At 67.8% G+C, this 17,771-nt stretch carries 16 protein-coding genes and 3 tRNA genes; 11 read left to right on the plus strand and 8 right to left on the minus strand.

The features are described 5' to 3' along the window. Positions 1-46 precede the first annotated feature (46 nt). Positions 47-2,305 carry a heavy metal translocating P-type ATPase gene (locus TFU_RS14160; RefSeq protein ID WP_011293271.1) on the minus strand — a complete coding sequence of 753 codons (2,259 nt, stop codon included), beginning with the start codon at positions 2,303-2,305 and terminating at the stop codon, positions 47-49. Then, complete coding sequence (locus TFU_RS16120) at positions 2,305-2,469, minus strand: hypothetical protein (protein WP_155983554.1); 165 nt, start codon at positions 2,467-2,469, stop codon at positions 2,305-2,307. Before TFU_RS16120 ends, TFU_RS14160 begins: the two co-directional genes overlap by 1 nt. 312 nt (positions 2,470-2,781) lie before the next feature. Here TFU_RS16120 and TFU_RS14165 point away from each other — a divergent pair, with 312 nt between their 5' ends. From TFU_RS14165 to TFU_RS14175, 3 genes are all read left to right on the plus strand, one after another. Further along, positions 2,782-2,967 carry a hypothetical protein gene (locus tag TFU_RS14165; RefSeq protein WP_011293272.1) on the plus strand — a complete coding sequence of 62 codons (186 nt, stop codon included), beginning with the start codon at positions 2,782-2,784 and terminating at the stop codon, positions 2,965-2,967. 260 nt (positions 2,968-3,227) lie between these two features. Then, a complete protein-coding gene (locus tag TFU_RS14170; protein ID WP_011293273.1) occupies positions 3,228-3,437 on the plus strand; it encodes a hypothetical protein in 210 nt (69 codons plus the stop codon). A gap of 354 nt (positions 3,438-3,791) precedes the next feature. Next, complete coding sequence (locus tag TFU_RS14175) at positions 3,792-3,995, plus strand: hypothetical protein (protein WP_016189342.1); 204 nt, start codon at positions 3,792-3,794, stop codon at positions 3,993-3,995. A gap of 278 nt (positions 3,996-4,273) precedes the next feature. On the opposite strand, the gene TFU_RS14180 is transcribed toward TFU_RS14175, so the two are convergent. The 4 genes from TFU_RS14180 to TFU_RS14195 form a co-directional block, all read right to left on the minus strand. Continuing rightward, positions 4,274-4,346 (minus strand) — tRNA-Phe (locus TFU_RS14180). 28 nt (positions 4,347-4,374) lie between these two features. Then, positions 4,375-4,449 (minus strand) — tRNA-Asp (locus TFU_RS14185). A gap of 120 nt (positions 4,450-4,569) precedes the next feature. Next, positions 4,570-4,642: transfer RNA gene (locus TFU_RS14190), tRNA-Glu, on the minus strand. Positions 4,643-4,742: 100 nt separating this feature from the next. Then, positions 4,743-6,356: a metallophosphoesterase family protein gene (locus tag TFU_RS14195; protein WP_011293275.1), complete on the minus strand. Its 1,614-nt coding sequence runs from the start codon at positions 6,354-6,356 to the stop codon at positions 4,743-4,745. 69 nt (positions 6,357-6,425) lie between these two features. Between TFU_RS14195 and TFU_RS14200 the strand changes: the two genes are divergently transcribed. Continuing rightward, positions 6,426-6,770: a metallopeptidase family protein gene (locus TFU_RS14200; RefSeq protein ID WP_011293276.1), complete on the plus strand. Its 345-nt coding sequence runs from the start codon at positions 6,426-6,428 to the stop codon at positions 6,768-6,770. Between the two features lie 162 nt (positions 6,771-6,932). Continuing rightward, complete coding sequence (locus tag TFU_RS14205) at positions 6,933-8,291, plus strand: MFS transporter (protein WP_011293277.1); 1,359 nt, start codon at positions 6,933-6,935, stop codon at positions 8,289-8,291. Between the two features lie 153 nt (positions 8,292-8,444). On the opposite strand, the gene TFU_RS14210 is transcribed toward TFU_RS14205, so the two are convergent. Both TFU_RS14210 and acs read right to left on the minus strand, forming a co-directional pair. Then, positions 8,445-8,705, minus strand: coding sequence for a PspC domain-containing protein (locus tag TFU_RS14210; RefSeq protein ID WP_011293278.1), 261 nt, complete (start codon positions 8,703-8,705; stop codon positions 8,445-8,447). 255 nt (positions 8,706-8,960) lie between these two features. Next, positions 8,961-10,931, minus strand: coding sequence for an acetate--CoA ligase (acs, locus tag TFU_RS14215; RefSeq protein WP_011293279.1), 1,971 nt, complete (start codon positions 10,929-10,931; stop codon positions 8,961-8,963). A 332-nt stretch (positions 10,932-11,263) separates the two neighbouring features. Here acs and TFU_RS14220 point away from each other — a divergent pair, with 332 nt between their 5' ends. The 6 genes from TFU_RS14220 to TFU_RS14245 all read left to right on the plus strand — a co-directional run bounded on the left by TFU_RS14220 (position 11,264) and on the right by TFU_RS14245 (position 17,296). Further along, on the plus strand, positions 11,264-12,238 hold the full coding sequence (locus TFU_RS14220) for a sensor histidine kinase (protein WP_227480940.1): 975 nt from the start codon (positions 11,264-11,266) through the stop codon (positions 12,236-12,238). Then, positions 12,238-13,032, plus strand: coding sequence for a LytR/AlgR family response regulator transcription factor (locus TFU_RS14225; protein ID WP_011293281.1), 795 nt, complete (start codon positions 12,238-12,240; stop codon positions 13,030-13,032). Before TFU_RS14220 ends, TFU_RS14225 begins: the two co-directional genes overlap by 1 nt. After that, positions 13,032-13,382, plus strand: coding sequence for a hypothetical protein (locus TFU_RS14230; RefSeq protein ID WP_011293282.1), 351 nt, complete (start codon positions 13,032-13,034; stop codon positions 13,380-13,382). Before TFU_RS14225 ends, TFU_RS14230 begins: the two co-directional genes overlap by 1 nt. After that, positions 13,382-15,070, plus strand: coding sequence for a cation acetate symporter (locus TFU_RS14235; protein WP_011293283.1), 1,689 nt, complete (start codon positions 13,382-13,384; stop codon positions 15,068-15,070). The genes TFU_RS14230 and TFU_RS14235 overlap by 1 nt, the downstream gene beginning before the upstream one ends. A 265-nt stretch (positions 15,071-15,335) precedes the next feature. Next, entirely contained in the window at positions 15,336-15,686 is a 351-nt protein-coding gene (locus TFU_RS14240) for a DUF485 domain-containing protein (protein ID WP_011293284.1), read from the plus strand. Between the two features lie 5 nt (positions 15,687-15,691). Continuing rightward, a complete protein-coding gene (locus TFU_RS14245) occupies positions 15,692-17,296 on the plus strand; it encodes a solute symporter family protein (protein ID WP_173668113.1) in 1,605 nt (534 codons plus the stop codon). The last annotated feature ends 475 nt before the right edge of the window (positions 17,297-17,771 follow it).

Consider the following 17,771-nt stretch of genomic DNA (forward strand, 5'->3'; position numbering starts at 1 on the left):
GCGCGGGCAGCAGCCCGCACCGCCCAGACGGCAGCGTGTGGCGCGCTCACGGCGCGGCATGGGGGCGGAAGCCCCGCAGCCGCAGACTGTTGCTGACCACGAAGACGCTGGAGAACGCCATGGCCGCGCCCGCAATCATCGGGTTGAGCAGCCCGGCAGCGGCCAGCGGCAGCGCCGCCACGTTGTAGGCGAACGCCCAGAACAGGTTGCCTTTGATCGTGGCCAGGGTGCGGCGGGACAGCCGGATCGCGTCCGCGGCGACCCGCAGATCCCCGCGGACCAGGGTGAGGTCCGCGGCCTCGATCGCCGCATCCGTGCCAGTGCCCATCGCCAGCCCCAAATCGGCTTGGGCGAGTGCGGCCGCATCGTTCACCCCGTCACCGACCATCGCCACCACGCGGCCTTCGTCCTGCAGCCGTTTGACCACGTCCACCTTGTCGGCGGGCAGCACTTCGGCGATGACCTCGTCAATACCGACCTGTTCGGCGACCGTGCGGGCCACGGCCGCGTTGTCGCCGGTGAGCAGAATCGGGGTGAGCCCCAGCTGCCGCAACTGGGCCACGGCCTCGGCGCTCGTGGGCTTCACCGTGTCGGCGACGACAAGCACCCCGCGAGCCTTCCCGTCCCAGGCGGCCAGGACCGCGGTGTGGCCTGCGGCTTCCGCCTGTGCGGCCTTCCGCGCCACCGCCTCCGGCACGGCCACGCCTTCCTGGGCGAGCAGGGCGGCCTTCCCCACGAGGACCGTGCGGCCGTCCACTACCCCCCGCACCCCCAGCCCTGCGGTGGCAGCGAAATCAGTCACCGGCGGCACATTCCCGACCCGGTCGGCGGCGCTCCGGGCGATCGCCCGCGCAATAGGGTGCTCGGAGGCGTGCTCCACAGCCCCGGCTAGCCGCAGCACCTCGTCGGCGTCCTCCCCGTCGGCAGCGGCCACGTCGACGAGCGCCATCGTGCCCATGGTGACCGTGCCGGTCTTGTCGAGCACCACCGTGTCCACGCGGCGCGTGTTCTCCAACACTTCAGGGCCTTTGATGAGGATGCCGAGCTGGGCTCCACGGCCCGTGCCCACCAGGAGCGCCGTGGGAGTGGCCAAGCCCAGCGCGCACGGGCAGGCGATGATGAGCACCGCGACAGCAGCGGTAAACGCGGCCTCCACCGGGCCGCCCGCCCCCAGCCAGAACCCGAGCGTGGCCACCGCGAGCGCGATCACCACGGGCACGAACACCCCGGAAATCCGGTCGGCGAGCCGCTGCACCTCGGCCTTGCCGCTCTGCGCCTCCTCCACCAGCTTCGCCATCTGCGCGAGCTGGGTGTCCGCGCCCACGCGGGTTGCGCGCACCACGAGCCGGCCGCCGACGTTGACCGTGGCGCCGACCACCGCGTCGCCGACCCCGACTTCGACGGGCACGGACTCACCGGTGAGCATGCTCGCGTCCACGGCGGAGGCGCCCTCCTCCACAACCCCGTCCGTGGCGATCTTCTCCCCGGGACGCACCACGAACCGGTCACCGACGGCGAGCTGCTCCACGGGGATCCGCGTCTCCCGGCCGCCGCGCACCACCGTGACCTCTTTCGCGCCCAATTCCAGGAGGGCGCGCAGCGCGGCCCCGGCCCGCCGCTTAGCCCGAGCTTCGAAGTAGCGTCCGGCGAGGATGAACGTGGTGACCCCGGCCGCGACCTCCAAGTAGATGGCGGCAGAACCGTCGGTGCGGCTGATGGTGAACTCGAACGGGTGCGTCATGCCGGGCATGCCCGCTTCCCCGAAGAACAGCGCATACAGCGACCAGGCGAAAGCCGCCAGCGTGCCCATGGACACCAGCGTGTCCATGGTGGCCTCCCCCAGCCTCAGGTTTTTGACCGCGGCGATGTGGAAGGGCAGCGCACCCCACACCACCACCGGAGCGGCCAGGACGAGGGACGCCCACTGCCAGTAGGTGAACTGCAGGGCCGGGATCATCGCCATGGCGATGACCGGAATCGACAGCACCGCGCTGACCAGCAGCCGTGTGCGCAGCGCTGCCACCGGGTCAGCGGCCTGGTCTTCCGTGTCCTGGGCGGCGCAGGGCGGGGCAGGGAGGGCCGCCGTGTAGCCTGCTTTCTCGACCGTGGTGATCAGGTCGTCGATGGTGACGCCGCTGTCGAACTCCACTGACGCTTTCTCAGTGGCGTAGTTGACGCTGGCCCGCACCCCGGCGAGCTTGTTGAGTTTGCGTTCCACTCGGTTGGCGCACGACGCGCAGGTCATGCCGCCGATGAGGAGTTCAACCCGTTCGGCGTCGCGGCGCCGTGTGGCTTCCTCACCCATCAGTCCCCCTGCTCTTGCACGGCCACGGGCGTGCTTTCCGCCGCGTTCGCGTGGGTGAGCGTGCCCACCCCGTAGGCGATCCCGAATACGGCGACGAGCACCAAACCGTAGATTCCGAGTCTGCGCACCACGCTCATGGCCGGTTTCTCCGATGTTGCCGACACTCCCTTACCCTCAACCAATATACCCCCCAGGGGTATTCCACTATGGGAGGGCTCATCCGAAAAGACCTGGTCGAGGCGGGTGAGGCGGCGCTCCTCGCCTGCCCCGGCTCTGGCGGCGGAGGGCCTCGCCCCGGTGGTGCCGAGGTCCGGCAGCCCGCCTGCGCCACGTCCAGACCGCCACCACCGGGTGACACTCGCCTTCCTGAGAGACGTGACATCCCTCTCCACCGCTTTCCGCGGTTGAGCCTGAACTCTCCGCGATACCCGGGCATCGGAGGGGTAGGGGGAGGGGCTGCGGGAGGGAGAAACACGATGGAGTTGCGACAATCGATTCCACTCGGCCTAGGCATCGGAGCCGGTATGGGGATTGCGCTCGGCAGCGTGGTCGGCCTGGTGTTCGATGCGATCCCGCTGGGTATCGGTATCGGCTTCGTCGTCGGCTCCGCGGCCGGGCTCCTTGTCGGCCTGCTGTACGGCAGACGCCGCACCGACACGTGAGACCCGCTCGTTCACCGGGGAAACCAGGGCTGCGTGTGCCTCCCGCGGTTCGATGCCTCGTGCCCCATGTCACTCCCGGCAGGCGAGCGCGGGGAAGCCTCCACGCCCGCCCTTGGCGCGGTTCCTGCCCTGAGGGTTCTGGTCCGGTCCTTTGCTGATGTTCATGTCGGCAAGAACGAAGGGAAGGAACCGGTTGTGCGCCGCTTCTCACGGCAATAAACCACGGTGCAAGAAACGGTCAGAACCCGTGGAGGCTCGTCATGGCTGAGAAAACCCGCAACAAATGGGCTCTAGGCCTGGGCTTAGGGGCTGCGATCGGCGGCGCTTTCAGTCTTCCTGTCGGGCTGCTGTTCCTCGGCGACTACTTCGGAGCAGGAACCCTCATCACGATTCCTCTCGGATGCCTCATCGGCTTCATTGTGGGGCTCCTCCTCGACCGGAGAGACGCCAAGCGGACCCGTCAAGACTGATTGACGTTCCCCACCACGTCACCCGTGCAGGACCCCCATCCCAGCGTCGCAGCGACCCGCGCGTGTCCTCCCGGTGCGCCCTGGTCGCACCTTCCCCTCGGGCGCACCCCGTCTCCTGTTCCCTGCGGCGGAGGCCCTGCCTTCCCCACGCGACGCCTTTCCCTAGGCGGGTAAGCCGCCCTCTCAGCGAGGAAAGAGCGCGCCGGGGCCTCGTGCCCTGCCCTCGTCGTGGCTTCCGGCCGCCGAGCGCGGCCTTGTCGCCCCGCGGTTTGCGGAGATTCGGGCTGCACAGCAAGAACCAGTGGCCCACCGTCTCCGTCAAAGCAGAGAATCCTTTCTCCGCGGAGGCCAACCATGGTCAACCAGAAACTCAAAAACACACAGACCCTTGCCGTGATCCTGGGGGTCGCTGCCGGCGCGGCCTGCGTGCTGTCGCTCGGACTTCTCTTCAGCGGCGGCTCCGCGATGGGTGTCGTCCTCAGCATCCTCCTCGGATTCGCTGTCGGCGCTCTCGTGGGGGCGCTGCTCGGCTGGAGGGCCACCAAGCGCACCCGCTAGGGCGGCGTCGAGAGAGTCCCCAGTCGGAGAATTTCCTGCCGCCCTGCGGCGCGCTTCGTGCGCCCTGGGGATGGACGGCGGCACGGCTCTGTCAGCCCTTCACGGAATCCTGTCGCACCGTGTCCGCTGAAACCTGCCGTGGCAGAGCAGAACCGGATTTCTACCGTCGTGGTGAAGCCGACGGCGCGTCCGCTAAAAACCGCCAAAAGAAAAATACGGTGGCACAACTACCAAAAAGCCCGGGACAAAAGTTCCGGGCTTTTCTCCGATGCAGTGAGTGGCCAGGGGCGGAATCGAACCGCCGACCTTCCACTTTTCAGGCGGACGCTCTGCCAACTGAGCTACCTGGCCCCAGCCACATACTGTACTGCGAAGTGAGCGGTCCTGACGGGATTTGAACCCGCGGCCTCCACCTTGACAGGGTGGCGAGCACTCCAAACTGCTCCACAGGACCCCGATATTTAATTATTTTTTGTTTTTGCTTTGTCCGCTTCTTGCCTGATTCTATCAGGTTCGTCGCGTCCTCCGCGCGGTCTTTATTCTGCCAGACTCTGGCAGTGTTTCAGACCACCAGTACCCCCAACGGGATTCGAACCCGCGTTACCGCCTTGAAAGGGCGGCGTCCTAGGCCACTAGACGATGGGGGCCTCGACGACGACCGAGTCGTCATTTCCCCCGTCCTTCCGTCGGGGACGGCTTAAGCATAGGGGACATTGGGACCAAGTGCCAAAGTGTTTCCCCAACACGTCACCGTGGTACCGCGGAAGCGGGAGGAGACAACTCTAGGTTAGGCGATTCCGGCGGGAGAAGCGTAGGCGGGGTCGTGTCCAGCGACGGCGCAACCGTCTCCACCGGGGTGATCTCCCGGTCTGGGTCGCTTTCGATGTGCCGTTCGATCTGCACCGACGTCAGTCCCAGCCCGCCCAGCGTGATGTCGTCCCACGCCTGCAACCGCTTGGTCTCCGCGTCGAAATACAGCACCGACGCCTGGTACGGGGTGGGCTCGTCGTGCTCCAGCCCACGCAGCCCGGCGCCGCCCGTGGACCCCTGCGCGAAAATCCGGGTCCCGCTCTCCCGTATCTCGGTCCAGCGTTCATGGCCGTGCCCGCACAGTACGAGCGGCACCACCCCGCTGAACGCCTCCCCTTGCAGCGGGTCGTGCAGCACCGCCACGTCCACCGGAGGATCCGCGTCCGCAATACTGCGCGCCTGACGGGCGCCGATCGCGGCGACCTCTGCGTCCGTGGGATTGTCCAACGCCTTGTCTGCGGTGAACCGGGGGTCTCCCGCCCCGTAGAACCGCAGCCCTGCCACTTCGACAATGTCGTCGTCGAGCACGATCGCGTTGGGCTGGGCGGCGACCGCGCGCTGGGTGCCCATCGAATCGTGGTTGCCGCGCACCCACACGTAGGGCACGTCCAGGTCCGCGATCTGGTCCATGAACACGTCCTCGGCGGCGCTGCCCCGGTCGCTGATGTCCCCGGAGTCCACCACCACGGCCACCTGGAACTGTTCCACCAGCGAGTTGATGACCTCCCACGCGGCCGGGTTGAGGTGCAGGTCCGACACGTGCAGCACCCGGATCGTAGCGGCGTCCTCCTCGTAGACGGGCAGGGTCGAAGTGACCTGGTACAGCTGGGAGACGTTGCCCACCAGGCCAGCCAACTGCGCCTGGTATTCGGAGAAGTGGTTGATCACGTCCTCCACGCTGCCCACCACCTGGGGGGCGCCGGCGAGCAGACCGGTGTAGCGGGGCTCCGCAATCGCCCCCGGATTGAAAGTGAAATACGTCACACTGCCAGCGGTGGCGAGCATCACCAAGGCGGTGAGCGCGCCCACCAGGGCCCGCACCCAACTACGGAACAGCAGCAGGCACACCAGGGCCGCCGTACCCACCGAGGCCAGCACGGCCCGCCACGCCAACATGACCGCGCCCTGCTTCACGTCCGCGACAATGCTCGCGCCGAGCCGGTGGATCGACTCCGGGTTCTGCACCATCTCCTCGGCCGCGGTCAACCGGATCTCCGCGATCGTCGCCTCAAACCGCAGCGGCGCAGCATGCGTGTCGAACGCCAGCTTGCCCAACGGGGCGATATTGATCACAGTCTCCCCGCGCCACGACGGGCCCACCGCCAAGACGACGTCGGCAGGGCCGATCGGAGTCAGCACCTGACCGCCCACTGCCAGCCCGGCCCATCCCCCGGCGATCCCTGCGGCCACCACCGCCCCGACGCGCCACACACGGACCGCGTGGCGGTGCCGCAGCCACCCCGCAGCCCTGCGCCACGTCCGCGGATGGAAGGCCAGCCCTATCCGGGCCAGGACCGCTCGCCACTCCACAGCGTCGCCTCCCCAGGTCACCAGTGCTCCCGGACGTCGCTGCCCCGGGCTCTTTCGCTCCCCTTACCCTCGTGGCGCACAATACGAGACGTGATCGAAACCTCCCGCCGCCGCTTCGAAGAGCTCGTCGCCGACGCCCTCGACTCCATTCCACCCGAACTGACCGCGTACATGGACAACGTGGTCATCACCCTGGCCGAAGACCCCCCGGAACCCGGGCTGCTTGGCCTGTACGAAGGAGTGCCGCTCACCGAACGGGGCGACAGCTACGGCGGAGTGCTGCCAGACCAGATCTTCATCTACTGGCGGGAAATCCTCGCGATCTGCGAAACCGAAGAAGACGTCGTCGAAGAAGTCCGCATCACCGTGATCCACGAAATCGCCCACCACTTCGGAATCGACGACGAGCGCCTCCACGAACTCGGCTGGACCTGACCTGGCACTGGACTGCCCCGCCGCACGCTCCCTACCCCGGCAGCGGACGCCCGCAAACAAGAACCGGCGATTCCCCCAAACCGCTTGCCAATCTCGCCCCCTCTAGAGACGCTATGTCAACAGGCAACGACGCAAAGTGATTGAACGTGGGGGCAATCAAGAGTGCACAATCCGCGGTCAGGCGGCTTCAGCCACGGCATTCCACGACAGAGCGACGGGCGCCACGAACAGTTGCCCACCATTGACACGCCCACCCACGCCGATCCCCCCGCGGCCCCAGAACCTCCCCGCACCGACTGGCGCAGCGGCTACCGCGACGTGCTCCGCAACGGCGAATTCCGCGCCCTGTGGCTCTCCCACGCCCTCTCCATGACCAGCAACTACCTGCTGAACATCGCGGTCGCCGTCCTCGTCTACCAGCGCACCGACTCCGCCCTGGTCACCGGGCTCACCCTGGCGTTGACCTTCCTGCCGCCGCTCGTGGCAGGCCCCCTCCTGTCCGGGCTCGCCGATCTGTTCCCCCGCCGTCGCGTCATGATCGTCAGCGACGTCGTGCGCGCCGTCCTGGTCATCGCCATGAGCATTCCCGGGCTGCCGCTCCCCGTCATCTGGCTGCTGCTGTTCTGCTCGGTGATGCCGACCATCCCCTTCGGCGCGGCCCGCGCTGCGCTCCTCACGCAGATCACCCAAGGGGAGCGTTTCGTCGCCGGATCCACCCTCATCAACATCACATCCCAGGTAGGCTCCCTGGTCGGGCTTGCCGTGGGCGGGCTCGTCATCTCCCTGCTCGACGTGCGCCCCACCGTGTTCTGCAACGGGCTCACCTTCCTGCTGTCCGCGACCATCGTCACGCTCGGCGTGCGGCCGCGGCCCGCACCCGAACCCCAGGACGCGGAACGCCCCACCCTCTGGCAGATCACCCGGCAAGGCCCCCGTCTGGTCTTCACCGACCCGAGGCTGCGCACCCTGGCGCTCCTCGCCTGGCTTGCCGGCTGCTACATCGTCCCCTACGGCGTGGCCACCCCCATGGCCGCAGAAATCGGGGGCGGCCCCGCAACCGCGGGAATGATCATGGCGTCCCCGGCGATCGGCGCGATCATCGGCGGTTTCCCGCTCACCCGGCTCGTCCCCCCGCCGCTGCGCACCCACCTGCTGGGGCTCCTAGCGATCCTCGCCTCGCTCCCGTTGACCGTGTGGATCCTCAAACCACCGCTGTGGGCGATGGTGCTGCTTCTCGTCGTCTCCGGGATGGCGGCTTCCTACCAGTTCGTGGCGAACGCCACATTCGTGCTGTGTGCGCCCTCCACCGGACGCGGGGTGGCGTTCGGGCTCGTCGCCGCCGGCCTCCAAGTAGCCCAAGGCATCGGCATCGCAGTGGCGAGCTTCCTCGTGGAACACGTCGGAACCCACCTCGTCGTCACCCTCGCCGGACTGATCGGCACACTCGGCGCAGTCGCGCTGGCCTTCCCCTGGTCCCGACTGTCTGCCGGCGCCGTGGACATGATGCACGGCGCCGACTAGCTCACCGGCGTTCCTGCGGGCGCTCCGCGCGCGTGTCCCGCACATCCCGTTCCGACTGCCGGTCCGAGGCCGTCTCCGCTGCCTCCCCCTTCCGGGAGAAGAAATCCCGGGGCAGCGGAGCGGCCCGCCCGGACAGTGCGCGTAGCGTCCACTTCACAGCTTGGATTCCTTGCCCTGGAACGTGCGGATGATGTGCTCCAGCACGGAAGCGCCCGCGTCCTCCTCCGGGATCACCAGCCAGGCGATGAGGTACAGCAACACGCCGCTGCCGCCCAGCAGGGTGAAAACAGCGAAAGCCAGCCGGATGAGGTTGGCGTCCACGTTGAGGAACTCACCGATACCGCCGCACACGCCGGTGAGTATCCGGTTGCTCTTACTCCGTCGCAGGGTCTTCTTCGTCGTGTACTCGCTCATATCTTCAGACTGCCCGCCCCAAGCCTGTTATCCCATGGGGAAATTCCCTGGTCTCTCCCTGACCTCTCCCTGAAACCCCGGCAGGCCAAAGCCCGGAGGACAGACAGCCCCCGCCCACGGACAGGACAAGCCGCACCCTGGACCACAGCACCGGTCGCGCCCCGCCTCTGCTGCGCTCCGCGGCAAAAAGCAGAGACAAGTCGTGGGGCGCGCCGGCCCCTGCTCGGCACGCCCCACGAGAACAGTCAGTGCAGATCAGTCGTCTTTGCCGCTGCGCAGCCCCTTCGCGATGAGGTCCATCACCGACGAGTCGGCGAGCGTGGTCACGTCACCGATCTCCCGGTTCTCCGCCACGTCACGCAGCAGGCGGCGCATGATCTTGCCGGAGCGGGTCTTGGGGAGCTCCGGCACCACGATGATCTGCCGCGGCTTAGCGATCGGACCGATCTCCTTCGCCACGTGCTCCCGCAGCGTCTTGATGGCCTCCTCGCCGCTCGCCTCGTCCTGGGCCACCCCGGCGCGCGGGATCACAAACGCCACGATCGCCTGGCCCGTCGTCGGGTCGGACGCACCCACCACAGCGGCCTCCGCCACCGTCGGGTGCGCCACCAGAGCCGACTCCACCTCAGTGGTGGAAATCCGGTGCCCGGAGACGTTCATGACATCGTCGACCCGGCCCAGCAGCCAAATGTCGCCGTCGTCGTCGTACTTGGCGCCGTCCCCGGCGAAGTAGAAGCCCTTGTCCGCGAACCGCGCCCAGTAGGTTTCGCGGTAGCGCTTCTCGTCGCCCCAGATCCCGCGGAGCATCGACGGCCACGGCTTGTCCAGCACCAGGTAGCCGCCCGAACCGTGCGAAACCTCGTTGCCCTTCTCGTCGACCACCTTCGCGCTCACCCCCGGCAGCGCCCGCAGCGCCGACCCCGGCTTGAGGCTCAACGCGCCAGGCAGCGGCGAAATCATGATCGCGCCGGTCTCGGTCTGCCACCAGGTGTCAACGATCGGGGTCTTGTCACCGCCGATGTGCTTGCGGTACCACAGCCACGCCTCGGGGTTGATCGGCTCGCCTACACTGCCCAGCAGCCGCAGCGACGACAGGTCGTAGCGGGCGGGGATCTCCTCCCCCCACTTCATGAACGTGCGGATCAGCGTGGGAGCCGTGTAGTAGATCGTGACCTTGTACTCCTGCACGATCTCCCAGTGGCGCCCCTCGTGCGGGGTGTTCGGGGTGCCTTCGTAGACGACCTGGGTGGCGCGGTTCGCGAGCGGCCCATAAACGATGTAGCTGTGCCCGGTGATCCAGCCGATGTCGGCGGTGCACCAGTAGACGTCCTTGCCCGGCTTGTGGTCGAACACCACGTGGTGGGTGTACGCCGCCTGGGTCAGATAACCGCCAGTGGTGTGCAGGATGCCCTTCGGCTTCCCCGTGGTGCCCGACGTGTAGAGGATGAACAGGGGGTGTTCGGAGTCGAACGCCTCAGGGGTGTGCTCGGCCGACTGGGAGTCGACCAGGTCGTGCCACCACAGGTCGCGGCCCTCGGTCCACGGAACGTCCATGCCGGTGCGGCGGACCACGATGACGTTCTGGACCGCGTCGATCCCCTCGATGCCTTCGTCCACGTTGGCCTTCATCGGCAGGGCCTTGCCGCGCCGGTACTGGCCGTCAGTAGTGATGACCACCTTGGCGTCAGCGTCCTCCACCCGGGAACGCAGCGCGGAAGGCGAAAAACCCCCGAAGACCACGCTGTGCACCAGGCCCAGGCGGGCACAGGCCAGCATGGACACGATCGCCTCGGGGATCATAGGCATCTGGATAGCGACCCGGTCGCCCGGCTTCAGCCCCAAAGAAGACAGCGCGTTGGCGGCCTTGCACACCTCGTCCTTCAACTGGGCGTAGGTGATGTCGCGGGTGTCTCCGGGCTCACCCACCCAGTGGATGGCGACTTGATCGCCGTAACCGTTCTCTACATGCCGGTCCACACAGTTGTAGGCGACGTTGAGCCTGCCACCCACAAACCACTTGGCGAACGGTGCATTGGACCAGTCCAACACCTGGTTCCACCTGGTCTCCCAGTGCAGCCGCTCGGCCTGCTTCTCCCAAAACGCCTCCCGGTCAGCTTCCGCTTCACCGTAGAGGTCCGCGGTGGCGTTAGCCTGTGCCACGAACGCTTCGTCGGGAGGGAAGACCTGGCTCTGCTGCATCAGGTTCGCCAGCACTTCGTCGCCCATGTCAACTCCTGACAGGTGTGATTCCCGCTACTGCCACCCAACCGTAGAACGTGAGCTGTGCCATAGGAAACCGTTAAAGCGGCGAAGTGTCGGCTTCTCGCGACGGAATGCCTCGGAAATGAGACGAACGGTCGCTGAGGGCTCCACGTGCGGCAGGTCACAAACTAGTATTTACCTTCACGTATCCAACCTCACGGGAGTGGTCAGTCCCATCCATGTTGAGGCCGTCCCACCACCCGACCGATACACCGCCTCGCCGCAAACCATCCAGGCTATGGCGGCCCCGCCCACGCCACGATCTCCTCCCCACGCTGCGCGTCGCCCGCGCCATCATGAACGACCTGAAAGACGGGCTTTCCGGCCCCGGGGCGCGACGCGCCGCACGGCGTCTACGGCGGCTCCTCAACACCCCCGGCCTCGGCCTCGCCGACCTGTCCGGAAACCTCGTGTGGTCAGGACACTCCCCCGACTCCGACGCGGTCGCCACCCTCGTCGACCACGTGCTGCGCGGCGAAACCGCGAAAGACCTCCCGCCCCTCACCGCCACCCCCATCTACGCTGGCGACGGCGTCGCCGGCGTCCTCGTCGTCGCAGGCCCCATCCGCCGCTCCGCCCTCCGCGAAGCCGCCTCCTGGGTCGCCGACGCCGTGGAACGCGGCCGCCTCGAAGCCTCCGCGGACCGCGCCGAACAAGCGGAACTCCGCGCCCTCCGCGCCGAAATCTCCCCGCACTTCGTCTACAACGCGCTCACCGTGATCGCCTCCCTCATGCGATCCGACCCGGACCAGGCCAGCGAACTCATGCTCGACTTCGCCGACTACACCCGCTACAGCCTGGCCCGACGCGGCGACTACACCACCGTCTCCGACGAATTCCACGCCATCGAGACCTACCTGGCCCTGCAACGAGCCGTCCTCGGCGACCGGCTGCGCGTCCAAGTCCGCGTCGCCCCCGAAGTCCTCGGCGTGGCCATCCCCTACCTGGTCCTGCAGCCGCTCGTCGAAAACGCCGTACGCCACGGCATCGAACCCCGGGCCGGCGCCGGACTCATCCAAGTCACCGGGGAAGCCGAAGGGAACGACTGCGTCATCAGCATCGAAGACGACGGCGTAGGCATGGACCCTGAACGCGCCCGGGAAATCCTCGCGGGCCGGGGCGGATCCGACAGCGTAGGACTCGCCAACGTAGACCGTCGACTCCGTCACGTCTACGGTCCCTGGTACGGGCTTGTCGTAGAGACCGCAGTGGACGCAGGCACCCGCGTGATTGTCCGCGTCCCCCGATTCCAGCCAGGAGTGATGCCGTGATGCTGCCTTCCCCCCGCGGCCTACGCGTACTTGCGGTCGACGACGTTCCCCTAGCACTGACCGAACTGTGCCGCCTGCTCCGCGCGGCACCCGAGGTCGGTGAGGTGGTCGCCGCCGACGACCCGATCAGCGCACTCCGCAACATCCAAGCGGACCGGTTCGACGCGGTCTTCCTGGACATCTCCATGCCGGGACTCGACGGGGTCGAACTCGCCAACCTCCTGTCCAAACTCAGCGACCCTCCCGTCATCGTGTTCGTCACCGCGCACGAAGAACACGCTGTCACCGCCTACGGCATCGGCGCCGTCGACTACCTGCTCAAACCCGTCCGCGCCGAACGGCTCGCCATGGCGTTGACCAAAGTCGTCCGCATGCTGTCCGCCGGCACCGCCCCCGTCACCCCGCACCGGGTGCGCCGCCCCGACGCGATGGCGGTCCTCCCCGTCGAAACCGCAGGCCGCACCCGGTACGTGCGCCGCAGCGACGTCCGATTCGTCGAAGCCAACGGCGACTACGTGCGCCTCCACACCCCGGAAGGCGTCCACCTGGTGCGCATGCCGATCTCCCGGCTCGAGGAATACTGGGCAGATTCCGGCTTCCTGCGCGTCCACCGCGGCTACCTGGTCGCGTTGAGCGCCATCCGCGAACTACGCAGCGACTCCAGCGGCGGCCTGCTCGCCCACACCGACCTCGGCGACGTCCCCGTCAGCCGCCGCCACGCCCGTGAACTGCGTGAACAACTACTGCACGCAGCCCAAACCGGCATGTTCGACGACCCCACCCGGGGGGCGTGATGCCTCACCGACCCAAACGCGTAGCAGTCACCAGCCCGCAAACCCGGCTCGCCCACCTGCGCGGCAGAGCCCGCGGCCGGTGGCGGGTCCCCCGCCTCGACGCCGACGACGCGGAACGTGCGGCCGCCCTCTACCTCGCCCAACGCCGCCAAGGACTCCTCGCCCTCATCCTGGGCGTCGTCACCCTCGTCGGCCTGCCCCTCGTCCTCGCCGCCTGGCCAGCCCTCGACACCATCCGTCTGTGGACCATCCCCGTGTCCTGGCTGATGCTGGCGGTCCTGCCCTACCCGGCCCTGACCGCACTGTCCTTCTGGCAGTTGCGTCAAGCAGAACGGATCGAGCGGCGCTGATGGCCACACTCGTCGCGGTGGCCACCGTCATGGTGGTCACGCTACTGATCGGACTGCACGGGGTGGCTGCCATGCGCACCACCTCCGACTTCCTCGTAGCGTCCCGCCGCGTCTCCCCGCTGCTCAACTCCGCCGCAGTCTCCGGGGAATACCTGTCCGCGGCCTCCTTCCTCGGCGTCGCCGGGCTCGTCGTCCGCGACGGGGTGGGTGCGCTGTGGTATCCCGTCGGATTCACCGCCGGATACATCGCAATGCTCATCCTCGTCGCCGCACCCATGCGCCGCTCCGGCGCGCTCACCGTGCCCGACTTCGCCGAAGCACGACTCGCCTCCCCCGGCCTGCGCCGCCTCAGCGCAGTCGTCGTGCTCGTCATCGGCGCCCTCTACCTCGTGCCGCAGCTCCGCACCGCCGGACTCGTGCTCAGCGTGGTCAGCGACCTGCCCTACTGGGTGGGGGTCGTCATCGCAGGCGTCGTCGTCAGCGCCACCCTCGCCCTCGGCGGCATGCGCGCCGCCACCTACGTGCAAGCCTTCCAGTTCCTCGTCAAGCTCCTGCTGTTCATCGTCCCCGCGCTGTGGCTGCTCGTCATCGTCGGCCCCCACGTCCGCCACGAAGCCGTCCACCCCGTGGAATTCACCCACTTCCCCAAAGACACCGCGGTCGAATTCCAGGTGGACGCCACCCTCACCTTCCCCGAACCGGTCACCGTGCGCACCCCCGACGGCACCGAAACCGTGCTCGGCCCCGGTGAAGTACGCGTCGACGCCAACCAGACCCTCGTCTTCCCCAAAGACACCCCCGTGCCCACCGTGAACGGCGGCGGCATCCCCGGCGGCGAACAATGGCACCGGCCCCTGCTCAACCTGAGCGACTACGGGCACCCGCTGCTCGCCACCCTCGCCGTGCTCACCGCCACCGCCCTCGGCACCATGGGCCTCCCGCACGTGCTCATGCGATTCCACACCAGCCCTGACGGACGCTCCGCGCGCCGCACCGCCGCGTTCACCGTGGCACTGCTCGGCATCTTCTACCTGTTCCCCGGCATCTACGGGGCGCTCGGCCGCGTACTCGTGCCCGAGCTCTACCTGTCCGGAGTCACCGACACCGTAGTCGTCGCCCTCCCGTCCCGCGTCTCCGACGACTGGGTAGGCACCCTCATGACCACCCTCCTGTCGGTGGGCGCGTTCGCCGCGTTCCTCGCCACCTCGGTGGGCTTGCTGCTCGTCATCTCCGGGGCGATCTCCTACGACCTGCTGCCCGGCGGACTGCGCCGCCTGCGGATCACCGTGCTGCTCGCCGCAGCCGTCATGGTGCTCCTCGCGCTCCCCGCCGCACCTCTCGCCGCGGGCATGCTCGTCACCTGGGGGTTTACCGTGGCCGCGTCCACGTTCTGCCCCCTGCTCGTCCTGGGGATCTGGTGGCCGCGGTTGACGAAAGCGGGAGCCGTCAGCGGCGTCCTCGTCGGCCTGTTCAGTACCCTAGGTGCGATCGCAGTGGCCCTGTTCGGCCCCCCGCTCGCAGGCTGGCAGGCGATCCTCATCACCCAGCCCGCGCCGTGGACCGTGCCGCTCGCCTTCGCCACCATGGTGGTGGTCTCCCTGCGCGGCCAAGCTCCCCCGTGGTCGCGCACCGCGATGCTCCGCCTCCACCTGGACGAACCGCCCCGCGACACCCCGCTAGGCCGCTAGCCGGCAAGCGTTCCTCCGCCTAGCACCGGAGGCCGCACCCCTCCAGAGGACTTTCGGCCTGCCCCACGCCTGCCCTCGGCCGCCCTCCACCCCGGTCGACGGTCCTCGAACGCTCATATGCCGTTCATCGACCGCTGGTCGCAACACTCGTCGCAACACTCGTCATTCGATCTTGCGGGTCTTATCGCTCCCACCCCAGCCCACTTACTGTGGCGCAAGCCACATGTGTTCTCCCGCACATCCCGATTGCTGGGGAGGTCCCACCGTGACCCAAACCGAGTCCGGAAAGCTCACCCACCAGGGCACAGAACCCGCCTGGGAGTCGGTACAGGCAAGCCCTGAATTCGGGGAACTGCGGCGCCGCCTGCGCGTCTTCGTGTTCCCCATGACCGCCTTCTTCATCTCCTGGTACCTGCTCTACGTACTGGTCGCCGCCTACGCCTCCGACTTCATGGCGATCAAGCTCGTCGGCAACATCAACGTCGGCCTCGTCTTCGGCCTGCTCCAGTTCGTGTCGACCTTCATCATCACCGGCCTGTACGTGCGCTACGCCGGCAACCGCCTCGACCCCATCGCGGACAAGATCCGCCACGACATCGAAGGTGAGGACAAGTGACCGACATGCACCTTGCGCACGTCCTCGACTCCGTCAACCCCGCACTCAACTTCAGCGTCTTCGTCGCGTTCGTCCTGGTCACCCTGGTGATCGTGTTCCGGGCGAGCCGCAACTCCAAAACCGCGGCCGACTACTACGCGGCCGGCCGGTCCTTCAGCGGCGCTCAAAACGGCCTCGCGATCGCCGGCGACTACCTGTCCGCCGCGTCCTTCCTCGGCATCTGCGGTGCCATCGCCGTCAACGGCTACGACGGATTCCTGTACTCGATCGGATTCCTCGTCGCCTGGCTCGTAGCGCTGCTGCTCGTCGCCGAACTGATGCGGAACACCGCCAAATTCACCATGGGCGACGTGCTGGCCTTCCGCATGCGGCAGCGGCCCATCCGCGCCGCCGCAGCCCTCTCCACCCTGGCGGTGTCCTTCTTCTACCTGCTGGCCCAAATGGCCGGAGCGGGCGGCCTCGTCAACCTGCTGCTCGGTATCGAAGGTGAAGCCGCGCAGAACGCCATCATCGCCACCGTCGGCGTTGTAATGATCCTCTACGTGCTCATCGGCGGCATGCGCGGCACCACCTGGGTCCAGATCATCAAAGCCGCCCTGCTCATCGCCGGTGCCGGCGGCATGACCCTGTGGGTCCTCGGCATGTACGGCTTCAACTTCTCGGCCGTGCTCGCCGACGCCGTGTCCATGGAAGGCGGCAAGGGTGAAGCGCTGCTCGCCCCCGGCGCCCAGTACGGTATCAACGCGCTCACCAAGCTCGACTTCCTGTCGCTGGGACTCGCGCTCGTGCTCGGCACCGCCGGCCTGCCCCACGTGCTGATGCGGTTCTACACGGTCCCCACCGCCAAGGAAGCTCGCCGCTCGGTGGTGTGGGCCATCGGCCTGATCGGCCTGTTCTACCTGTTCACCCTGGTGCTCGGCTACGCGGCCGGCGCCATGGTGGGTGCTGAGGACATTTCCTCGGCCCCCGGCGGCGTGAACTCGGCGGCCCCGCTGCTCGCCCTGGCCCTGGGCGGCCCGGTCCTGCTCGGCTTCATCGCCGCAGTCGCCTTCGCCACCATCCTCGCTGTGGTCGCGGGCCTCACCATCACCGCGTCGGCCTCGTTCGCCCACGACATCTACTCCAACGTGATCAAGAAGGGCAAGACCGCCCCCGGCAGCGAGGTCCGCGTGGCCCGAATCACCTCCCTGGTGATCGGTGCGGTGGCCATCGTCGGCGGTATCTTCGCCAAGGAGCAGAACGTGGCGTTCCTCGTCGCGCTGGCCTTCGCTGTGGCCGCCTCGGCGAACCTGCCGACGATCCTCTACACGCTGTTCTGGAAGCGGTTCAACACCCAGGGCGCGCTGTGGAGCATCTACGGCGGTCTGATCACCACGATCACGCTGATCGTGTTCTCCCCGGCCGTGTCCGGTTCGGAGAAAGCGATGTTCCCGGACTTGGACTTCGCGTTCTTCCCGCTGTCCAACCCCGGCATCATCTCCATTCCGCTGTCCTTCTTCCTCGGCTGGCTCGGCACCATGCTCTCCAGCGAGCACGACGCCAAGAAGCACGCCGAGATGGAGGTCCGGTCCCTCACCGGTGCCGGAGCGGAAAAAGCGGTCTCCCACTGACCAGCCACACGGTGAGGTCGCCCTGGGGTTTCCTCCCCTCCAGGGCGGCCTCCCCTCCCACGCTCCCGCTGCTCGAGGTGCCCCTCACGTCCCTGCCCCATCTCAGCGGCGGGAGCTCCCAGCCACCACCAGTGGTGCGAAGTGCCCTCGCCACACAATGGCGGGGGCACACCCCTGTCCAAGGGCTCCCCGCCCGGCGACGTGTGGAGTTCCCGGGCACGCTTGAAGCCGTTCCGGCACGGTCGGGCAAGACGGGCGGGCACCCGCCGTGGCCACTCGGGCAAGGCCTGGCTGTGCAGCAGTCCTCCGCGGGCGCTTTCCTTACGACCCGGCTCACGCTCGCGTTGGTTGACGCAACAGTGCTGCTCGGCTGCGCTGCTCACCGGCGTGACGGCTCCCCTCCCCGCCACTGAGTGCAGGACGTAGTGCTGTTCCCACCGTGCAGCACGAACCCCTGTCCGGCACAGGGCTGCCC

Origin of the sequence: Thermobifida fusca YX, from assembly GCF_000012405.1 — a bacterium.
In the GTDB taxonomy this organism is placed as follows: domain Bacteria; phylum Actinomycetota; class Actinomycetes; order Streptosporangiales; family Streptosporangiaceae; genus Thermobifida; species Thermobifida fusca.

Coding starts and splice junctions, on each gene's coding strand:
- TFU_RS14160 (WP_011293271.1), bottom strand. CDS start 2,305: ATGGGTGAGGAAGCCACACGGCGCCGCGACGCCGAACGGGTTGAACTC.
- TFU_RS14165 (WP_011293272.1), top strand. CDS start 2,782: ATGGAGTTGCGACAATCGATTCCACTCGGCCTAGGCATCGGAGCCGGT.
- TFU_RS14170 (WP_011293273.1), top strand. CDS start 3,228: ATGGCTGAGAAAACCCGCAACAAATGGGCTCTAGGCCTGGGCTTAGGG.
- TFU_RS14175 (WP_016189342.1), top strand. CDS start 3,792: ATGGTCAACCAGAAACTCAAAAACACACAGACCCTTGCCGTGATCCTG.
- TFU_RS14210 (WP_011293278.1), bottom strand. CDS start 8,705: ATGAGCGAGTACACGACGAAGAAGACCCTGCGACGGAGTAAGAGCAAC.
- acs (WP_011293279.1), bottom strand. CDS start 10,931: ATGGGCGACGAAGTGCTGGCGAACCTGATGCAGCAGAGCCAGGTCTTC.
- TFU_RS14220 (WP_227480940.1), top strand. CDS start 11,264: ATGAACGACCTGAAAGACGGGCTTTCCGGCCCCGGGGCGCGACGCGCC.
- TFU_RS14225 (WP_011293281.1), top strand. CDS start 12,238: ATGCTGCCTTCCCCCCGCGGCCTACGCGTACTTGCGGTCGACGACGTT.
- TFU_RS14230 (WP_011293282.1), top strand. CDS start 13,032: ATGCCTCACCGACCCAAACGCGTAGCAGTCACCAGCCCGCAAACCCGG.
- TFU_RS14235 (WP_011293283.1), top strand. CDS start 13,382: ATGGCCACACTCGTCGCGGTGGCCACCGTCATGGTGGTCACGCTACTG.
- TFU_RS14245 (WP_173668113.1), top strand. CDS start 15,692: ATGCACCTTGCGCACGTCCTCGACTCCGTCAACCCCGCACTCAACTTC.